The sequence below is a fragment of the Cryobacterium sp. TMN-39-2 genome (genome assembly GCF_004402745.1).
Taxonomy (GTDB): Bacteria; Actinomycetota; Actinomycetes; order Actinomycetales; family Microbacteriaceae; genus Cryobacterium; species Cryobacterium zongtaii.
Genome location: NZ_SOFX01000025.1, coordinates 1 through 19,081, shown reverse-complemented (window position 1 = coordinate 19,081; position 19,081 = coordinate 1). Strand labels below are relative to the sequence as shown.

20 protein-coding genes and 1 pseudogene are annotated in these 19,081 nt (G+C 68.0%); 10 read left to right on the top strand and 11 right to left on the bottom strand.

The window, feature by feature from the left end; all coding sequences use genetic code 11:
* Positions 1–143: 143 nt before the first annotated feature.
* Entirely contained in the window at positions 144–599 is a 456-nt protein-coding gene (locus E3O57_RS07820; RefSeq protein WP_103479709.1) for a MarR family winged helix-turn-helix transcriptional regulator, read from the bottom strand.
* A 68-nt stretch (positions 600–667) separates the two neighbouring features.
* Here E3O57_RS07820 and E3O57_RS19100 point away from each other — a divergent pair, with 68 nt between their 5' ends.
* Positions 668–1,036, top strand: coding sequence for a VOC family protein (locus E3O57_RS19100; protein WP_088455485.1), 369 nt, complete (start codon positions 668–670; stop codon positions 1,034–1,036).
* Between the two features lie 120 nt (positions 1,037–1,156).
* On the opposite strand, the pseudogene E3O57_RS07810 reads toward E3O57_RS19100, so the two are convergent.
* Positions 1,157–2,002: pseudogene (locus E3O57_RS07810) on the bottom strand (DMT family transporter); the annotation flags it as partial.
* Positions 2,003–2,074: 72 nt separating this feature from the next.
* Between E3O57_RS07810 and E3O57_RS07805 the strand changes: the two are divergent.
* Positions 2,075–2,977: a LysR family transcriptional regulator gene (locus E3O57_RS07805; protein ID WP_103479711.1), complete on the top strand. Its 903-nt coding sequence runs from the start codon at positions 2,075–2,077 to the stop codon at positions 2,975–2,977.
* Complete coding sequence (locus tag E3O57_RS18665; protein WP_165787971.1) at positions 2,974–3,135, top strand: hypothetical protein; 162 nt, start codon at positions 2,974–2,976, stop codon at positions 3,133–3,135. The genes E3O57_RS07805 and E3O57_RS18665 overlap by 4 nt, the downstream gene beginning before the upstream one ends.
* A 41-nt stretch (positions 3,136–3,176) precedes the next feature.
* Here E3O57_RS18665 and E3O57_RS07800 read toward each other — a convergent pair whose 3' ends face one another.
* The 3 genes from E3O57_RS07800 to E3O57_RS07790 all read right to left on the bottom strand — a co-directional run bounded on the left by E3O57_RS07800 (position 3,177) and on the right by E3O57_RS07790 (position 5,121).
* Complete coding sequence (locus E3O57_RS07800) at positions 3,177–3,800, bottom strand: Pr6Pr family membrane protein (protein ID WP_241990347.1); 624 nt, start codon at positions 3,798–3,800, stop codon at positions 3,177–3,179.
* Between the two features lie 21 nt (positions 3,801–3,821).
* Complete coding sequence (locus tag E3O57_RS07795) at positions 3,822–4,229, bottom strand: RidA family protein (protein ID WP_103479712.1); 408 nt, start codon at positions 4,227–4,229, stop codon at positions 3,822–3,824.
* A 154-nt stretch (positions 4,230–4,383) separates the two neighbouring features.
* Positions 4,384–5,121: a 1-acyl-sn-glycerol-3-phosphate acyltransferase gene (locus E3O57_RS07790; RefSeq protein WP_088457900.1), complete on the bottom strand. Its 738-nt coding sequence runs from the start codon at positions 5,119–5,121 to the stop codon at positions 4,384–4,386.
* A 160-nt stretch (positions 5,122–5,281) separates the two neighbouring features.
* Here E3O57_RS07790 and dxr point away from each other — a divergent pair, with 160 nt between their 5' ends.
* The gene (gene dxr / locus E3O57_RS07785) at positions 5,282–6,370 is read left to right on the top strand and encodes a 1-deoxy-D-xylulose-5-phosphate reductoisomerase (RefSeq protein ID WP_103459605.1); all 1,089 of its coding nucleotides are present in this window, start codon (positions 5,282–5,284) and stop codon (positions 6,368–6,370) included.
* 7 nt (positions 6,371–6,377) lie between these two features.
* Here dxr and E3O57_RS07780 read toward each other — a convergent pair whose 3' ends face one another.
* The 5 genes from E3O57_RS07780 to E3O57_RS07760 form a co-directional block, all read right to left on the bottom strand.
* Entirely contained in the window at positions 6,378–7,292 is a 915-nt protein-coding gene (locus tag E3O57_RS07780) for an NAD-dependent epimerase/dehydratase family protein (protein ID WP_103479713.1), read from the bottom strand.
* Positions 7,293–7,354: 62 nt separating this feature from the next.
* Positions 7,355–7,975: a hypothetical protein gene (locus E3O57_RS07775; RefSeq protein WP_103479714.1), complete on the bottom strand. Its 621-nt coding sequence runs from the start codon at positions 7,973–7,975 to the stop codon at positions 7,355–7,357.
* Positions 7,972–9,171, bottom strand: a complete 1,200-nt coding sequence (locus E3O57_RS07770) for a serine/threonine-protein kinase (protein WP_241990346.1) — start codon at positions 9,169–9,171, stop codon at positions 7,972–7,974. The genes E3O57_RS07775 and E3O57_RS07770 overlap by 4 nt, the downstream gene beginning before the upstream one ends.
* Positions 9,172–9,289: 118 nt before the next feature.
* Positions 9,290–9,862, bottom strand: coding sequence for a hypothetical protein (locus tag E3O57_RS07765; protein ID WP_103479716.1), 573 nt, complete (start codon positions 9,860–9,862; stop codon positions 9,290–9,292).
* Positions 9,859–11,256 (bottom strand): serine/threonine-protein kinase, encoded by a 1,398-nt coding sequence (locus E3O57_RS07760; protein ID WP_241990345.1) that lies wholly within the window; start codon positions 11,254–11,256, stop codon positions 9,859–9,861. The genes E3O57_RS07765 and E3O57_RS07760 overlap by 4 nt, the downstream gene beginning before the upstream one ends.
* Positions 11,257–11,325: 69 nt before the next feature.
* On the opposite strand from E3O57_RS07760, the gene E3O57_RS07755 reads away from it, so the two are divergent.
* From E3O57_RS07755 to E3O57_RS07745, 3 genes are all read left to right on the top strand, one after another.
* A complete protein-coding gene (locus tag E3O57_RS07755; protein WP_198416817.1) occupies positions 11,326–12,702 on the top strand; it encodes an RIP metalloprotease in 1,377 nt (458 codons plus the stop codon).
* Positions 12,703–12,774: 72 nt separating this feature from the next.
* On the top strand, positions 12,775–13,935 hold the full coding sequence (ispG, locus tag E3O57_RS07750; protein ID WP_088455497.1) for a flavodoxin-dependent (E)-4-hydroxy-3-methylbut-2-enyl-diphosphate synthase: 1,161 nt from the start codon (positions 12,775–12,777) through the stop codon (positions 13,933–13,935).
* A 107-nt stretch (positions 13,936–14,042) separates the two neighbouring features.
* The gene (locus E3O57_RS07745; protein ID WP_103479717.1) at positions 14,043–15,812 is read left to right on the top strand and encodes a proline--tRNA ligase; all 1,770 of its coding nucleotides are present in this window, start codon (positions 14,043–14,045) and stop codon (positions 15,810–15,812) included.
* 80 nt (positions 15,813–15,892) lie between these two features.
* Here E3O57_RS07745 and E3O57_RS07740 read toward each other — a convergent pair whose 3' ends face one another.
* Entirely contained in the window at positions 15,893–16,726 is an 834-nt protein-coding gene (locus E3O57_RS07740) for a DUF1206 domain-containing protein (RefSeq protein WP_103479718.1), read from the bottom strand.
* A gap of 164 nt (positions 16,727–16,890) precedes the next feature.
* Between E3O57_RS07740 and nusA the strand changes: the two genes are divergently transcribed.
* From nusA to E3O57_RS07725, 3 genes are all read left to right on the top strand, one after another.
* Positions 16,891–17,901: a transcription termination factor NusA gene (nusA, locus tag E3O57_RS07735; protein WP_088455500.1), complete on the top strand. Its 1,011-nt coding sequence runs from the start codon at positions 16,891–16,893 to the stop codon at positions 17,899–17,901.
* Positions 17,902–17,909: 8 nt separating this feature from the next.
* Complete coding sequence (locus E3O57_RS07730) at positions 17,910–18,167, top strand: YlxR family protein (protein WP_088455501.1); 258 nt, start codon at positions 17,910–17,912, stop codon at positions 18,165–18,167.
* Between the two features lie 76 nt (positions 18,168–18,243).
* Positions 18,244–19,081: translation initiation factor IF-2 N-terminal domain-containing protein (locus E3O57_RS07725; protein ID WP_174776321.1), on the top strand; the 838-nt coding region annotated here is incomplete at its 3' end.

Here is a 19,081-nt window from a genome sequence, read left to right as displayed (position 1 = left end):
TTTACGGACGTCGGCTGGGTGGGTGCCCCGTGCCGCCGCGGCAGCTGGGCATTCGTGCACGGAGTCTGCAACGGCCCCTTGGCAGCGGGCACTTCGATGTCTATTGCTGACGATGAGTACACCGATCCGCCCGAACCGTGAGGTTACGTTCCACCCTCGTCGTCGTTGCGCAAAGAACGGATCATGCTCTGCAGGATGTTGTGCGCATCGGACTGCTCTTCCGGCGTCAGGCCGCCCAGCATCCTGACCTCGACGGATCGAACCATAGCGGTCGCCTTCTCGAGGCTTCGTCGACCGCGTGGCGTGAGCTGTGCGGGAAGAACTTTCCCAACTCGAGCCTGCGCCGGGCGGGACACGTAGCCGTCTCGTTCCAGAGCCTGCAGCAGCACATTCATCGATTGCCGTGTCACGAACGCTCCTCGCGCGAGCTCGGAGTTGGACAGGCCAGGGCGCTGCGAGAGTAATTCGAGGCAGGAGTAGTGCGTCACGGTCATCCCGAGCGGGCGCAGTACTGCTTCCATGGCGGCGCGGAGGGCGCTCGACGCCTCTTTCAGCAGGTAGCCCAGTGACGTCTCCAGGTCGATTCCGTCTTGACTCATGTCAGTATTTTGACATACAGTGTCCGTGTCAGCTAACTGACACAAATGCAACAGAAAGAAGCATCCCCATGCCTGTCACCGGCCCTGACTTCATCTCCCTCCAAGCTCGCGATCTCGCCGCTTCGCAGGCGTTCTACGAGCAGTACCTCGGCTTGGTCCGCTCGCTGGCGGGTCCGCCTCACGCCGTTGTTTTTGAAACGACCCCGATTGCGTTTGCGCTGCGAGACCTCGTTCCCGGCACCGACCTCGCGTCAGTTGCCCAGCCCGGCATCGGCGCCGCGATCTGGCTCCACGCGACCGACGTCCAGGCCATCCACGACGCTCTCGTCGCCGACGGCCACACGATCGTCTCGGCCCCGATCGACGGCCCATTCGGTCGAACGTTCACCTTCTCCGACCCCGACGGCTACCAGGTCACCCTCCACGACCGAACCTGAGGCACCGAACACCGCCGCCCGGCTGGGCGACCTTTCCACGACGCTGAGAGACGCTTCGTCCCCTGCGCGTTCGTCGAGGCGATGCCATTGCTCGAGGGAACGGCCCCATGCTGTACCCGCCAGAATGAGTGCGATACCGAAGTATCCAGGGAGGGTCACGGTGTCACGAGCGATCGCAACTCCGACGATTGCCGCCCAGATCGGCTCGGTTCCGAGGAGGAGGCTCACTCTGGAGGGCGAGGTGCGCCGGACCGCCCAGGTTTGTACCAGGAACGCGAAGACTGTGCAGGCGAGAACGAGGTAGAGGAACAGGACTGCGCGCGCGGTGTCGAGGTTGGCCAGGAAGTGCGGGATCGAGTCGCCGTAGAACAGGGATGCCGCCGAGAACAGTGTCGCGCAGGTGGCCAGTTGGACCGTCGTGAGGTGAAGCGAATTCATCGGCTTGTTGCCGGTGAGTGTGAACATCGAGGTGACGTGGATGGCGCGAATGATCGCGGCGACGAGGATGAGCAGGTCGCCGAGGCTCGGCGTGTGGAACACGCCGTTGCTGGCGAGCAAGGCGACTCCACCGATCGCGATCGTGGCGGCAAGGAAGAACCTGCCGGGCAGTTGGCGGCCGGAAACCGCGGAATCCAGAATCGGGGTGAACACAATCGTGAGGCTGATGATGAGCCCGGCGTTCGTGGCCGACGTGTGGGCTATCCCGAAGGTTTCGAACGCGAACACGGCGGCCAAGATCGCCCCGAGGAACACGCCCGCGCAGAGCTCTGCCGCGGTGATCCGGTTCCGCCGAGCGGCCACGATCGCCGCCATGAGGGCTGCGGCGAGCAGCATCCGGAGCGCCAGCAGCGCCACCACGGACTCTTGCTGCACGAGTTCCTTGGCCACGAGGTAGGTCGATCCCCACGAGGCGGCGACCAGGAGCAGGAGCAGGTCGACGTGGAATCGGCGGAGGAGAGCAGGCATTCCACCATCGTCCGGTTCCCCCTCGCGTAAGACAAGAGAGGAGTTTGATGTCGAATGCTTTAGTTTGAACTTATGGAACTGGGTCAGCTTCGCGCACTAAGAGAGCTGGGCGACAGGGGCAGCATCGCCGCCGTCGCCGCCGCGCTGTACGTCACGCCGTCGTCGGTATCACAACAGATCAGCGCCTTGCAACGCCACTCTGCCGCCCCGCTGACGTTCAGGGACGGGCGGCGGACCGCGCTTACCGACGCCGGGCGCGCGCTGGCCCTGGCGGCGATCGACGTGGAAGTGGCGCTCGAGCGCGCCCGACAGGCGGTGGAGCTGTTCCAAGACGATCCGTTGGGCACCGTTTCAGTGGTGGCGTTCCACAGCGCGGGCCTGGCGATTTTCGGTCCGCTGGTAGCCGCGTGCGCGAGTCCGGAGCTGCCTGATGTCCGGCTGAGCGATTTCGACGTGGCTCAGGAAGAATTCCCCCTTCTCACCGCCGATCATGATCTGGTCCTCGCACACCGGCTGGTCGGCAGCCCGTCGTGGCCGGGGTCGGTGCGGGTGGAACCGATTCTGTTCGAGCCCCTGGATATCGCTGTCCGACGCGATCACCCACTCGCGGTGAAGGCTGCGATCGAACCGGCGGATCTTCTCGACGAGGCGTGGGTCGCCGTGCACGAAGGCTTCCCGCTCAAGCAGGCTCTCTCCGTGATAGCGGGAATCGGCGGGAGCGAGGCGCGCATCCTGCACCGGATCAACGAGTTCTCCGTTGCTGCTTCGGTTGTCGAAGCGAGCGGGTGCGTCGCCCTGATGCCCCGGTATACGACCGACTTGCGTGAGCATCCGGGGGTGGTCCTTCGTCCGCTCGCTCACCCCGGCCTGGGGCGGCACATCGACTGCCTGGCTCGACCGGAGACTCTGGAGCGGGCCAACGCGAAGGCAGTCCTGTCACAGATCCGGATCATTGCCGGAACTCTTATTCGGTGACCGCCGCGCTGAAGGACGTTGCGCCGATGGTTGATCTCGGTGCCATGGGAACGACCGGAATCGGGTCCGCGGAGTGGATCAGTGCCGTGCAAGAGCTGTCGGATGCGTGCGCCGCGTCGGGTGACGAGATGGCCATGGAGATGTACACCGGCGGATGATCCGAGCCCGGCGATCGTGAGCGTTGGCGAAAAGGAGCGCTCTACGCGCGGTGCGGCGATAGTTCCGCGGCTCGGACGTTGAGGCCGGGTGATCGGCTGGCAGCCCAGACGAGTGCGCCCGCGGCGATGATCGCCGCGAGCAGCCCGACGATGTGCACGATGAGCGAGGCGATCCCGCGTTCGGGAAGCAGGAACCCGTAGGGAACCCAACCGTCGGTCACGCCGCGAATCAGGACCGTGGTCAGCCACAGGACCGGGTAGGGGAGCAGCATCCATAGCCGTCGCCAGGGCAAGCGTGGACGGTCGCCGACGAGCAGCCAGTCGAGTGCGACGAGGAGAAGGAAGACGAGGTGGAGGAGGGCGCTCACCCACGGCGGTGCCGACCCTGTTCCCGGGACGAGGATGTTGTAGATCACGGCGACCACAAGCAAGTACGCCGTAATGATTCCTCGCACGAGGGTGAGTGCCGGAGGAACGCTTCGGCCGAGGACGACCAGCACCCCGGTAGCGATCAGGATGAGGCTGGCGAGCAGACTCGTCTGATTGGTGAAGTAGCCGAAGTAGTCGAATGGGTTGCCGTCGCCGAGGGCAATGCGGACGGCGTAGAAGTAAGCGAGAACCGTCGCGATCACCAGGCCGCTGGCTGCACGGCCGAATCCGACCACAACAGCTCTCGCGCACATTCGTCAGTCGCTCACGGCCGCGACGGCTTCGATCTCGACGAGCTGATCCGGGTACCCGAGCACGGTCACTCCCATGAGCGTGCTCGGCGCGTCGTGCCGGCCGAATGCCGCACGGACGACCTCCCACGCGGCGACGAGGTCGTTCCGGTTGGACGATGCCACAAGAACCCGGGTGCTCACGACGTTATCGAGCTCGGCTCCCGCCGCCTTCAGCGCGACAACCAGGTTCTCCATCGCTTTGCCGGCCTGCGCTGCGTAATCTCCCGCTCCGGCCGTGCTGCCATCGCGGTTCAACGGGCACGCACCGGCCAAGAAGATCAGGCGCGCCTCAGCGGGAGCCGTGGCGGCGTAGGCGTACTCTGCAACATCGGACAGGTCGGCTGAGCGGATGAGGGAAACCGTGTGAGACATGCCCTCAACGTATCGAAGACGCATCCGGGCACGGGCCCGCGCGCCACGAAGTTAGGAATCCGGAAGTCTAATAGGACGAAATACCGGATATCTGCCTTTTTTGCGCACTTCGTCCTGGTATTCGTGCGTCACACCAGGGGGACGACCGGTGCGGCTAGCGTAGTTCGCGCCACCAGATGGCGCGCTTGACGCGCTGCACCACGGTCGTCGGCGGTGATTCGTTGTAGCTGTGTGCCAGTTCCTGCCCGGTCAGCTCGTGGATCGCGGCCATGATCTCGTCGGTGGCCTTGCGACGGGCGCGTCCCGAGTCGGCGGTGCCGTGCCCGCTCACGTCGATCGGCTCGCCGAACTTCACGCTGATGCGGCGGATGCGCGGCATCTTCGAACCCACCGGCATGATCTCCTGCGTGCCGATCAGGCCCACCGGCACCACGACGGCCCCCGTGGTGAGCGCCAGCCAGCCCACCCCGGTGCGGCCGCGGTAGAGACGACCGTCCAGCGACCGGGTGCCCTCAGGATAGATGGCGAAGGCGCTGTCGGAGTCGAGGATGTCCTTGCCGGCGTCGAGCGCGTCCTGGGCGGCCTGGCCGGCGCCACGTTCCACGCCGACCGCACCGATCGAGGTGAAGAACTGGCGCGAGACCCAACCCTTGAAGCCGGTGCCGGTGAAGTAGGTGGACTTGGCCAAGAACTGCACGCGCCGCGGTGCGGTGAGCGGGATGACGATGCTGTCGATGAACGACAGGTGGTTGCTGGCCAGGATCACCCGGCCCTCGCGGGGGATGTTCTCCTTACCCGTGATGCGCGGCCGGAAGACCAGGCGTGCGATGGGCGCCATGATGCCGTAACCGAGGAAGTAGACGAACCCGGGCCGCTTGGCCTTGACCGGCATCTCGACGATTTCGTCGGTGGTGGGCACCTGTTCGGCAGGGGCTTCCGGCACGGTTGCGGGTTCGGATGCTGGGTCGTGCTTGGCTCCGGTCACTCAACGACCCTACAGCGCGAGGTAAGTCGCACCGGGCATATATCCGCGGTGCGCCTAGCATGGGGGCGTGCAGCGAATCATCATTCTCGGGTCCACGGGCTCAATCGGAACCCAGGCGCTCGACGTCATCAAAGCCAACCCCACCCGGTTCGAGGTGGTCGGCCTGTCGGCCGGCAGCAACCGAACGTTGTTGGCCGAGCAGGCCGCCGCGTTCAACGTCGACGACACCGCCGTCGGCGCCGACGAGGCCGAGCAGCTGGTGCGGGATGTCGACGCCGACGTCGTGCTCAACGGCATCACCGGGTCGGTCGGGCTGGGCCCGACCCTCGCCGCACTCAAGGCCGGCCGCACGCTGGCGCTGGCTAACAAGGAATCCCTCATCGTCGGCGGCGACCTGGTCAAGGCGCTCGCCGCCCCCGGCCAGATCGTGCCGGTCGACTCCGAACACTCCGCCATCGCGCAGGCGCTGCGTTCCGGTACCGCCGACGAGGTGCGCCGGTTGGTGCTCACCGCCTCCGGTGGCCCGTTCCGTGGCCGGTCGCGCGCCGAAATGACCGACGTGACCCCGCGCGAGGCCCTCGCGCACCCCACCTGGGACATGGGACTGGTCATCACCACCAACTCGGCCACCCTGGTGAACAAGGGGCTCGAGATCATCGAGGCGCACCTGCTCTTCGACGTGCCGTACGAGAGCATCGACGTTGTCGTACACCCGCAGTCACTCATCCACTCGATGGTCGAGTTCATCGACGGCTCCACCATCGCGCAGGCATCGCCGCCGAACATGCGCTTGCCGATCTCGTTGGGCCTGGACTGGCCGAACCGGGTGGCCGCGGTCGGTGTGCCTATCGACTGGACCACCCCGCACACCTGGACCTTCGAGCCTCTGGACGACGAGGCGTTCCCCGCTGTGGAGCTGGCTAAGCAGGTCGGCCGCGCCGGCGCCACCTACCCGGCGGTGTTCAACGCCTCCAACGAGCAGGCGGTGCTGGCCTTCCACGCCGGCCGGATCGGCTACCTCGACATCGTCGACACCGTGCAGCGGGTGGTGGAGGCCCACGAGGCGCAGGGCGACCTCACCCTCGAGTCCCTCGCCGACGCCGAACGCTGGGCGCGGGCGCAGGCCGACACCATCATCGACACGATCGCCCGCTGACCGGCTGCTACCGGCGGTAGCTGTCGGCCACGGCGACCAGCGCCGCATCCCACGGCGTGGCCGCCACGCCGAGCACCCGCTCGGTCTCGGCGGAGTCGATCACGTACGGCACCTGGAACTGGTAGCTGGACTTGTACACCTCGCGCATCAACGGGCTGGGAATGCCGAGTGAGCGCAGTATCCAGGTGTGGTAGCCGGCCACGGTGCCGTGGCTGCCGTAGCGCGCATTCAGCTGTCCGGCGATGTCGGTGCGGCTGTGGGCGCCGCTCGGCACGTGCCAGAGACGACCCCACGTGCCGGTGTAGTCGGCTGCGGCGATCATCGTTGCGGCGATGTCCGGTACGTAGCTCCAGCTGTGCACCAGATCGGGCCGGCCGACGACTCTGGCCGTCTTAGAGGCCAGGACCGCGCGGAAGAACGCCTGGCCCAAATGCGCGGTCCCGCCCACGCCGGCGCCGAAGTAATCGCTCGCGCGCACCTCCACGGCCCGGATCTCACCCCGCTCGTGCGCATCTCGCACCCGGTGCCAGCCGTCACGGCGAATCAGACCCTTCGATTCGGTCGTGGTCTCGGGGGAATGCTCGGTCATCGGCCCGGCCGGCGACCCGTAGGGGTAGAGGTTGCCCATCACCACCAGGTTGGCGCCCGAGACGGATGCTGCGGCGATTGCCGCCGCGAACACCGGCGGCCACCGGCGGGCCCAATCCGGGTACGGAGGATTGGTGCACAGAAAGATGGTCTGCATCCGCTCGGCCGCGAGGCAGAACGCGACGGGGTCCGACGCGTCGAGCACCCGGGCGATGGCGCCGGGAACTGCGGTGCCGGAGCGGGTGGCGACGGTGACGTCGTCGCCGCGGGCCACGAGCTGGCGGGCCAGTTCACCGCCGATCCAGCCGGCTCCGACGATGAGGTGCTGGGGCATGGGAACCTCCGAGGAGAGTGGGCCGACGGGGACAGGCTACCGGTCGGATGCCCGGTTCTGCCTCAGCCGGCGCCTTGATCGCCCGTGCCGGGCTCGCCCGGTGTCTCACCGGAGTTGTCGGGCACAACGGGCTCGGTTGTTGGCTCTGGTTCGGGGGTCGGCTCCGGGTCGGGCGTTTCCGGTGGCGGTGTCGGCTCGGCCGTCGGAACGGGTTCTGTCGGCGCCGGGCTGGGACTGCCCGTTGGCTCCGGGGTCGGCACGGGCGGCTGGGTGGCCGGGACCTCCGGCTCGGTGCTGGGCTCCGGGGTTTTGGTGGCAGGAGCCGGGGTGCTGGGAACGGTCGGTGTCGCGGGGGTCGCGGCCGTCAGCGCCGCGATCAGGTCAGCGTCGACGAGGGCGATGGCGGCGTTGATCCTCGCGGCCTGAGCCTCGGTGAGCCTGCCGTCTTCGACGGCAGCGGCCAGCGCGGCCTTCAGCCCGGCCACGGCGGACTGCGCGCCCGCATAGTCGCCGGTCGCGGCGGCTGCCGTCACCGAGAGCACGGCGGCCTGCAGCTGCGCTGTCGTGTCGGCCGGCACACCGGGCGTGCTGCTCGTGCACCCCACCAGGGTGCCCGCGACCACGACACCGGCCGCCACACCGGCGCGGATGCGGCTGCCCAGCGTACGTCGGCGGTGGGTCACGGGTCGACGCTCTCTTGCAGTTGCTCGAGGTGGTCCCCGAGCTGACCGTCGACCGCCGGATACGCCGGCGGCTCCGGCGGCGGGTCCGCGCCGGGAACGACGAACAACACGGCCCCCGCGGTGAGCACCGCCACCAGCACTCCGCTGACGACGAGCGACCACCGGCGGGACTTGCGCGACCGGCGTGGCCGACGCGAGGGGGCCGTGGCCGGCGCCGCTCGCGGATGAAGCGTCGAGGTCGGAACGAAAGGTGCCACTTTACGCTGCAGCGTCGTTGGCAGGTCGAGCGGTCGGGTGGCGCTGTCCTCTTCTCGGACCCCCACAGCTGCCGGCTCGGGGCTGACCGAGGAAACCTCGACCGAAGGAGCGTCGACCGAGGGAACCAGGGCGCGCAGCAGGCCGGCTGCCTCGGCGGGTCGGAGCCGATCCTCGGCCTCACGCGCCGTCATCCCGGTGAGCACCGCTCGCCACGCTGCGCCGACCCAGTCGGGAATCTCCGGTTGCCGTTGCAGCCGGGCCATGGCCGACTCGACAGCGGTGCCCGGGTAGCTGTGTTTTCCGGTGAGGCACTCGAGCAGCACCAACCCCAACGAGTAGACGTCGGCGGCCGGGCCGACCGGCAGGCCGCCGGCCTGTTCCGGGCTGAGGTAGCCGGCCGTACCCACCACAGCGCCCGTCTCGGTGCGGTGGGCGGCGTCGAACAGCCGGGCGATTCCGAAGTCGGCGAGCTTGGCGCGAACGACCCTGCCCGGAAAATCCGACGGTGCCAGCAGCACGTTCGCGGGCTTGATGTCACGGTGGGTGATGCCCAGTGCGCCCATGCAGTGCAGGGCCTCACAGAGGTCGGCGCCAAGCCTCGCCACCTCGCCGGGATCCATCGGGCCCGCCAGCAGGTGACTACGCAAATCCGTGCCATCGACGAATTCGGTCACGATGAACGACCGCGGGGCGCCGTCGATCACTTCGACTCCAGCGTCATACAGCGTGACGAGGGCGAAATGATTGAGGTGGGCCAGCACCGCCACCTCGTCGCGGTGCCGCGCGGATCCGGCACCGCCGGCGGCATCGAATCGCATCAGCTTCACGGCGACGGTGCGGCCCAGGGCCAGATCAGAGGCCTGGTAGACCACGGCCATCCCACCCGACCCGATCAATGCGTCGAGGCGGTATCGATTCGCGAGCGTGAGTCCGAGCACAGTATCGGTTCGCGTCGGTTCGCGAATCGGCTCGGTTGAAGTAGTCAGGCGGGCCTCCTGATGTCTGTTGGCAGCAATTCTTTGTCAATGCCCGCCGACAGTCAAGGCCGTCCAGCCCCTACTCGCAGTCGTCCTTCTTCTCGCAGGCTCCGGTTCCGGTTTTGTCGGTGCCGGGCTTTTCGGGTGTGGCCGGAGCAGGAGCCGGCGTTACAGAAGGCGTCGGCGTGTCGATGTCCTCGCTGTCGTCGCTGTCCTCCTCGTCGTTCTTTTTGTCCTTGTCTTTGTCCTTCTCGTCGTCGTCGTTGCCCTCGTCAGGCGTGCTGACAGGATCTGGCGTCGGCGTCTCCACCGGCACCTCCACGGGTGTGCTCGCAGCGATCGAGGCCGCAAGGTCGGCCCCGACGAGGTCGATGGCAGTCTGGATCTCGGCGGCCCGGGCCGCGGTGACGGCATCTTCGGCCGACGCGGCGGTCAGGGCGGTCTGCACGCTGCCGAGCTCGGTCTGCGCCGTGAGGAAGTCTCCGGCGGCAGCGGCCGAGGTCACCTTGAGGACTCCGTCCTGCAGGTCGGCCGCCGCGGCGGGATCCAGCGCGGCGGTGGTGCCTGCGCAGCCGGTGAGCAGGCTGCCGGCGAGGCCCAGGCCGGCGACGGTCAGGACGAGCCGGGTGCGGATGGTCCGGGTGGCGGTCATGGGTTCACGCTCTCTTGCAGCTGCTGGAGGTGGGTGCCGAGGTCGCCGTCGACCGCGGGATACGTGGGTGCCTCCGGGGCCGGATCGCCCGGTTGCACCAGGAACACCAGCACGATCACCGCGGCCAGCGCGACGAGCACCCCGATGATCAACGGTCGCCGGCCGACCTTGGGCTGACGACGGGCCGGCCGGTGGCCGGCGGCCGGCACGCTGGCCCCGGCCGGTTGGAACACCGCCGTGCGGTCCAGCGGTGCGGCCGCGTTCAAACGCTCGGTCTTCGCGGTGTGCTCCGCCATGCCTGCGGAGGGGAGCACCCGGGTGGGTTCGTCGCCGGTGGCCGCGGGCAGCCTCTCGGTGGGGGTCAGCGGTGCGGTCTGCAGGGGCGCCGCATTCATGGGTGCAGCGCCGGCCGCCATCAGCTCGGTTGAGTCGTCTGCCGATGCCGGGATTGCCGCGAGGGAGGACTCAGTCGACCCGGCCGGAACGAGTTCGCGCAGGCGCACCGCGGCATCCGCCGAGGTGAGACGGTCGGCCGGCTCGCGGGCGGTCATGCCGGCGAGCACGGCGCACCACTCGGCGCCGAGCTCCGCGGGGAGCTCCGGCTGGCGCTGCAGCCTGGCCATGGCCGACTCGATCGCTGTGCCCGGGTAGCTGCGAGTGGCGGTGAGGCTTTCGAGCAGAACCAGGCCGAGCGAGTACACGTCGCTGGGCGGCCCGATCGGCTGGCCCAGCGCCTGCTCCGGACTGAGGTAGCCGGCGGTGCCGAGCACCGAGCCGGTTCGGGTGAGGTGAGTGGCGTCGAAAAGCCGGGCGATGCCGAAGTCGGCCAGCTTGGCGTGCGAAACTCGGCCGGGAAAATCCGACGGGGCCAGCAGCACGTTGGCGGGCTTGATGTCGCGGTGGATGATGCCCTTCGCGTGCACGTAGTGCAGCGCCTCGGCCAGGTCGGCGCCCATCCGGGCCACCTCGGCGGGGGCCACAACACCCTGGTTGATGCGGCTGCGCAGGTCGGAACCATCGACGTATTCCATCACGATGAACGACCGGGTCACGCCGTCGACGTGTTCGGTGCCGGCATCGAACAGGGTCACCAGTGCGAAGTGGTTGAGGCTGGCGAGCACCATGACCTCGCCGCTCTGCCGCTGCGGGCCCGAATCGTCGGCGGTGTCCATCCTGAACAGCTTGAGCGCGACAGTGCGCCCCAGCGCCAGGTCGGCGGCTTCGTAAACGGTGGCCATGCCGCCGGTGCCGATCAGCCTGACCAGACGAAACCTGTCGGCGAGGACCAGCCCGATCAGGCTGTCTGACCGCGACGGATCACGAAGCGGTTCGGTCGGTGCAGACAGGGGGAGCCTCCGGGGCGGTGAATCGGGATGCTGGCGGGTGGGTGGCAAATCTTGCGGATAGCCTGCTGCCGGTCAACGGCCAGCCGACTTGCAGCAAGAGAAGGCTAATCTACCGATGTGGAAACCGTGCTGTTATATATCTTGGGCGTAGCCGTGGTCGTCGTGGGCCTTGCGCTGTCCATCGGCCTGCACGAGATCGGCCACCTGGTGCCGGCCAAGCTGTTCGGGGTCAAGGTCACCCAGTACATGATCGGCTTCGGGCCCACTCTGTGGTCCAAGCGTAAGGGCGAGACCGAGTACGGCGTCAAGGCGCTTCCCCTCGGCGGTTACATCTCGATGATCGGCATGTTCCCGCCCTCGAAGGACGGTGCCGCCCGACCCAACAGCACCGGTTTCTTCAACCAGCTGGTGCAGGAGGGTGAACCCGCCAAGAAGCCCGGCGCCCTGAGCACCATGGTCGACGACGCCCGTCAGGCCAGCGCGGACACCATCGGCGAGGGCGAAGACCACCGCGCGTTCTACAAACTGCCGGTTTTCAAGCGCATCATCATCATGCTCGGCGGGCCCACCATGAACCTGCTCATCGCGGTGGTGCTCTTCGCCGTGCTGCTGATGGGCTTCGGCACCACCCAGTCCAGCACCACCGTCGGCAGTGTCAGCGCGTGCGTGCTGCCCGCCACCAGCGACCGGCAGACCTGCGCGGAGGGCGACGAGGTCGCACCCGGCGCCGCCGCCGGCCTCAAGCCCGGCGACCGTCTGGTGAGCATCGACGGCACCGCGATCACCAGCTGGGACCAGTCCACCGAGATCATCCGCGCGTCATCGGGCACGCCCCTGCAGGTGATCGTCGAACGCGACGGTGCCGAGCAGACCCTGGTCATCACTCCGAAACTCACCGAACGCTACGTGACGGATGACGCCAATCAGATCGTCACCGACGCCAACGGCGACCCGCAGACCATCGATGTCGGCTTCGTCGGCATCGGCCCGGCGGGTGAACTCGTGCAGCAGCCCATCACGGCGGTGCTGCCCGCCGTCGGCGAGAACATCTCCGGTGTGTTCCACATGATCCTGAACCTGCCCCAGCGTCTGATCGACGTGGCCAACGCCGCGTTCGGGCCGGGGGAGCGGGACCCGAACGGCCCGATCAGCGTGGTGGGCGTCGGCCGGGTCGCCGGCGAGATCGCCAGCATCGACACCATCCCGTTCAACAGCAAGGCCGCGAGCCTGATCGGCCTGCTCGCCTCGCTCAACATCGCCCTGTTCGTCTTCAACCTGGTTCCGCTGATGCCACTGGACGGCGGCCATGTCGCCGGAGCCCTGTGGGAAGGTATCCGCCGGTGGTTCGCCAAGCTGTTCAAACGCCGCGACCCGGGCCCCGTCGACACGGCCAAGCTGATGCCGCTGACCTTCGCCGTCGTGGTCGTGCTCGGCGGCATGAGCCTGCTGCTCATCTACGCCGACATCGTCAAGCCGATCAACCTGTTCGGCTGAGCCCACGCCACACCATCGGGGCGTTCGGGAAGGGTTCAGCTTCACGGGATCGCGCACGCGTAAGCTACATTCGTGGCCGCTATAAACCTGGGTACGCCCAAAGTCCCCGTAACTCTCGCTCCCCGACGTAAGTCCCGCCAGATCAAGGTCGGTAAGGTCCTCGTCGGCGGCGACGCGCAAGTCAGCGTGCAGTCGATGACCACGACTCCGACGACGAACATCAACGCGACCCTGCAGCAGATCGCCGAGCTCACCGCCTCCGGCTGTGACATCGTGCGCGTCGCCGTGCCGAGCCGCGACGACGCCGAGGCGCTGCCGATCATCGCCAAGAAGAGCCAGATCCCGGTGATCGCCGACATTCACTTCCAGCCGAGCTACGTGTACGCGGCCATCGACGCCGGCTGCGCGGCCGTGCGGGTGAACCCCGGCAACATCCGCAAGTTCGACGACCAGGTCGCCAAGATCGCCGCCGCCGCCAAGGCCGCGGACGTCTCCATCCGCATCGGCGTCAACGCCGGCTCGCTCGAGCCCAGCATCCTGCAGAAGTACGGCAAGGCCACCGCGGAGGCTCTCGTGGAGAGCGCCGTGTGGGAGGCCAGCCTGTTCGAGGAGCACGACTTCCACGACTTCAAGATCTCGGTCAAGCACAACGACCCTGTGGTCATGGTCAAGGCCTACCGCCTGCTCGCCGAGCGCGGCGACTGGCCGCTGCACCTCGGCGTCACCGAGGCCGGCCCGTCCTTCCAGGGCACCATCAAGAGCGCCACGGCGTTCGGCATCCTGCTCGGCGAGGGCATCGGCGACACCATCCGGGTGTCCCTCAGCGCCCCGCCGGCCGAGGAGATCAAGGTGGGCCTGCAGATCCTGCAGTCGCTGAACCTGCGCGAACGCAAGCTCGAGATCGTCTCCTGCCCCAGCTGTGGTCGGGCTCAGGTGGATGTCTACAAGCTCGCCAACGACGTCACCGACGGCCTCGAGGGTATGACGGTGCCGCTGCGTGTGGCCGTGATGGGCTGCGTCGTGAACGGCCCCGGTGAGGCGCGCGACGCCGACCTCGGCGTGGCATCCGGAAACGGCAAGGGCCAGATTTTTGTGCGCGGCGAGGTCATCAAGACCGTGCCGGAGTCCGAGATCGTGCAGACCCTGATCGAGGAGGCCAACCGGATGGCCGCCGAGATGCCGCCCAGCGAAGACTCCCTCGGCGCCCCCGTGGTGACCGTCGGCTCCCGCTAGCCGCACCCGACCCAGCCGCGCGCGCCGCAACTGTTGCCCGTTTTCGAGGCCAGCCCGCGCCGACGGGTGGTCTCCGCGCGCCGTAAAGTAGGTGCGTGCCTATTCGTATGTCGAACTACTTCCTCCGAACCCTTCGCGAAGACCCCTCTGATGCCGAGGTCACCAGCCACCGCCTGCTTGTGCGGGCCGGCTACATCCGTCGTCAGGCGCCGGGCATTTTCGCCTGGCTGCCGCTGGGCCTGAAGGTCAAGGCGAAGATCGAGACCATCATCCGCGAGGAGATGGCCGCCGCGGGCGCCTTCGAGGTGCACTTCCCGGCCCTGCTTCCGCGCGAACCCTACGAGATCACCGGCCGTTGGGACGAGTACGGCGATGGGCTGTTCCGCCTGCAGGACCGCAAGGGCAGCGACCTGCTGCTGGCCCCCACCCACGAAGAGGTCTTCACCCTGATGGTGAAGGACCTCTACAACAGCTACAAGGACCTGCCGCTGTCGATCTTCCAGATCCAGGACAAGTACCGCGATGAGGCCCGCTCCCGCGGTGGCCTGCTGCGCGGCCGCGAGTTCACCATGAAAGACGCCTACTCCTTCGACCACACCGACGCCGGCCTTGAGACCAGCTACCAGGCTCAGCGCGACGCCTACGAGCGCATCTTCACCCGACTCGGCCTCGAATACGTCGTGGTGCAGGCGGATGCCGGCGCGATGGGCGGTTCCAAGAGCGAAGAGTTCCTGCACCCCACCCCGGTGGGTGAAGACACCTTCGTGCGCTCGGCCGGCGGTTACGCGGCCAACGTCGAGGCGTTCCGCACCCTGGCACCCGAGCCGATCGACTTCGCCGGCTTCCCCGCCGCGCAGGTGCACGACACCCCGGACACACCCACCATCCAGACCCTCGTCGATTCGGCCAACGCCAACCAGCCGCGCCCGGATGGCCGCGACTGGACCGCCGCGGACACCCTCAAGAACGTTGTGCTCGCCCTCGTGCAGCCCGATGGCAGCCGCGAGATCGTGGTCATCGGCCTGCCCGGCGACCGTGAGGTCGACCTCAAGCGCGTGGAGGTGGCCTTCGCCCCCGCCGAGGTCGAGGCCGCCAACGACGGCGACTTCGCCAAGCTCGCGAAGAGCCCCGGCCGCCCCGGCCTGGTCAAGGGCTACATCGGCCCGTGGACCGCCGCCGGCGCGATGCTGGGCGCCGAATCGGCCACAGGCATCCGCTACCTCGTCGACCCGCGCATCGTCGACGGCACCGAGTGGATCACCGGCGCCAACGAGGCCGGCCGCCACGTATTCGGCCTCGTCGCCGGCCGTGACTTCATCGCGGACGGCACCGTCGAGGCCGCGGACGTGCGCGCCGGCGACCCGGCCCCCGACGGCTCCGGCCCGGTGGAGTTGGCCCGCGGCATGGAGATCGGCCACGTGTTCCAGCTCGGCCGCAAGTACGCCGAGTCGCTGGGGCTCAAGGTGCTCGACGAGAACGGCAAGCTCGTCACCGTCACGATGGGTTCATACGGCATCGGCGTCACCCGCGCCCTCGCCGTGATCGCCGAACTCAACAACGACGCGAAGGGCCTGATCTGGCCCGAGGCGGTGGCACCGTTCGACGTGCACGTGATCGCCACCGGCCGCGACGAGATCGTCTTCGAGACCAGCGAGGCCGTGACCGCCATGGTCGAGGCATCCGGTCGCGACGTGCTCTACGACGACCGCCGCAAGGTGTCGCCCGGGGTCAAGTTCGGCGATGCCGAGCTGATCGGCATCCCCACCATCGTGATCGTGGGCCGCGGCGCGGCCGACGGCATCGTGGAGCTGTGGGACCGCCGTTCGGGCGAGCGCACCCAGGTGGCCGTCACGGAGCTGGCCGCCCACTTCGCCTAACCCGCAATCGCGAAAGCGGTCATCCGGTTGCCTCAGCGACGCTGAAGCAACCGGATGACCGCTTTCGCGCGCCGGTGTGGTTAGAGTCGGGCGAAGCGGGCCCTGAAGAAGCAGTAGATGCCGTACGCGATCAGGCCCAGGCCGACCAGCACCAGGATGGCCACCCCGAACGGCAGGGCGGCGAGCGAGCGCAGCGCCCCGTCCAGGCCGGTCGACTGGCTCGGGTCGACCGTGAAGCCTGCCACGATCACCAGGATGCCCACAACACCCACGGCGATGCCCTTGGCGATGTACCCGGCCATGCCGAGGCCCACCGTGACAGTGCCCAGGGTGCCGGCGGGCACGGCGAGGTCCTCGGTGAACTTCTTCGCAACACCCTTGTAGACGAAGTATCCGCCGATCACCAGAATCGCGAGCCCGGCGATCATGAGCAGCACCGGCCCGCCGGGCAGGGCGAGCACGGATGCGCTGGCCGACGCCGTGCTCCCCGATGAGTCCGCCGACCCCGTCAGCGCCACCGTCAGGGCCGTGCCGGCCACGAACAGGTACGCCACACCCTTGCCGATCTCCTTGAGCCGGTGCGCCCAGACCTTCTTCGGATCGGTGCCCGGCACCAGGAAAGCCTGCAGAACCTGCCAGAGGCCCAGCGCCGTCAGGCCGACGACGATGATCCAGATGACGAAGACACCGCCGGGGGACTGGGCGAGCTGGCCCAGGGCGCCGGACTGATCGGCGCTCTCACCGCCGGCACCGACAGCCAGCCCGATCGCGATGGCGCCGATCAGGCCATGCAGCAGGCCGTTGACCGCATAGCCGGCCTTGGCCAGGGTCTTCAGGTGCGGGTTGTTACCGGCGCTCTGCGCGGCATGACCGGCCGAATTGGCGGCGGACTCTGCATTGGATCGAGTAATCATCGGGATAGCGTAACCGCGCAGGCTGCTGCGCGCACCAGAGCGCCTCGGTGAGTCCTTGCGGGTACCACCCGGGCGGGTGACGGGCGCGCTGGGATTCCGGTACCGTAGGGAGAAGCCCGCTGCGCGGTTTCGCGGCGGCAAGATCTGAATAGAGGAGGCCGGCCATGGACATCGACCTCAGCGTGTTGCGGCTGATGGAGCGCGAGAAAGAGATTCCCTTCGAGGAACTCGTGCAGATCATCGAGCAAGCAATTCTGACGGCCTACCTCAAGCACACCCACCAGGGTGAGCCGCTGAAGCAGGCTGCGGAAGAAGAACCCGGAGCTCGCGTCGTACTCGACCGCAAGTCCGGTCACGTCGACATTTACATTCCTGAGCACGACGAAGAGGGCAACATCATCGGCGAGGCCGTTGACAACCCCGACGACTTCGGTCGCATTGCCGCATTCGCGGCCAAGCAGGTCATCAATCAGCGTCTGCGCGACATCGCGGATGACGCGGTGCTCGGCGAATTCAAGGGCCGCGAAGGCGAGATCGTCGCCGGCGTGATCCAGCAGGGCCCCAACCCCCGCATGATCCACGTCGACCTCGGCACCATCGAGGCGATCCTTCCCCCCGAGGAGCAGGTGCCCGGCGAAAGCTACGTGCACGGTTCGCGCATCCGGGTGTATGTCACGGCCGTCGGCCGCGGCATGAAGGGCCCGCAGATCACCGTCTCGCGCACCCACCCGTCGCTCGTGCGTCGGCTGTTCGCGCTGGAGGTCCCCGAGATCGCCAGCGGTGTCGTGGAGATCGTGTCGCTGGCCCGCGAAGCCGGCCACCGTACCAAGATCGCCGTGCGCGCCACCGAGCCCGGTGTCAACGCCAAGGGTGCCTGCATCGGCGAGCTCGGCCAGCGCGTGCGCGCGGTGACGTCGGAGCTCAACAACGAGAAGATCGACATCGTCGACTACTCGCCGGACCTGGCCACCTTCGTGGCCAGCGCGCTGTCGCCCGCCAAGGTCACCAGCGCTTACGTCATCGACGAGTCGATCAAAGCAGTTCGGGCCCTCGTGCCCGACTACCAGCTGTCGCTCGCGATCGGCAAGGAGGGTCAGAACGCCCGCCTCGCCGCCAAACTGACCGGCGCAAAAATCGACATCCAGCCGGACAGCATTCTGGAGGACGACGAATAGGGGGTACGATGGATCCCGTTAGAACGTGCATTGGATGCCGTTCCCGCGCCTCACGCTCCTCACTTCTGAGGATCGTCGCCCAGAATTCGGACCTGGTGGTTGATGAAACCGCCACCCTCCCTGGGCGAGGCGCGTGGATTCATCCCACCATCGCGTGCTTCCAGGAGGCCGTGAGGCGGCGCGCTTTCGGGCGTGCTCTTCGAGTGACCAGCCCCCTGGACGCAAAACAACTAGAGAACAGGCTGACTTGGCTAATGGATAACTAATGAGCGGCTCGAAATGAGAACCGTCCGTTACTAACGGTCTGCCCCTTTCCGGGTGCAGGCCCGGAACAGGAGAATTGTGGCTGCGAAACCACGCGTACACGAGATCGCAACTGAACTCGGTGTCGACAGCAAGGTAGCCCTTGCGAAATTGAAAGAGATGGGCGAGTTCGTCAAGGGACCGTCTTCCAGCGTTGAACCCCCCGTTGCCCGCCGTCTGCGTGCAGCACTCGAGGCCGACGGAATCGCCACCGGCGGCGCCGCTGCCACCCCGGCGGCCCCTGCCGCCGCCGCGAAGCCCGCGTCGACCACCACGGCCAAGCCCGGTGGCGCACGTCCGTCCCCGGCACGTCCCGCCGCACCGGTGCCCGCACCCGTCGTCGAGGCTCCTGCAGTGGATGCACCGCCGATGCCCGCCGCGCCGCTCACCGTAGCGGAGCGTCAGGCCGCAGCGACCGAGAAGGCCGCCGCTGCCGAAAAGGCTGCAGCGACCGAGAAGGCCGCCGCCGAGTCCGGCACCGCCGCGACCGAGAAGACGACCACCGAGGCAGCCACACCGGCCGCCAAGGCTGACGGCGACGCGGCTCCGACCGCCAAGCCCGGCGGCAGCGTCCCGCGTCCGGGAGCCCGTCCGGGCAACAACCCGTTCGCCAGCAACCAGGGCATGGGCAAGACTCCCACCCCGCGTCCGGGCAACAACCCGTTCGCGAGCGCGCAGGGCATGGGACAGCGTCCGCCGTCCACGTCCTCGCCCAGCAACATCCCCCGCCCCGCCGCACCCCGTCCCGGCGCCCCGCGTCCGGGCGGACCCGGCCAGGCACCCCGCCCGACCGGCTTCGGCCAGCGTCCGGGTGGCTTCCAGCGTCCCGGTGGCGCTCCGGGCGGCGCCGGTGGCGCACGCCCCGGCTTCACCCGAG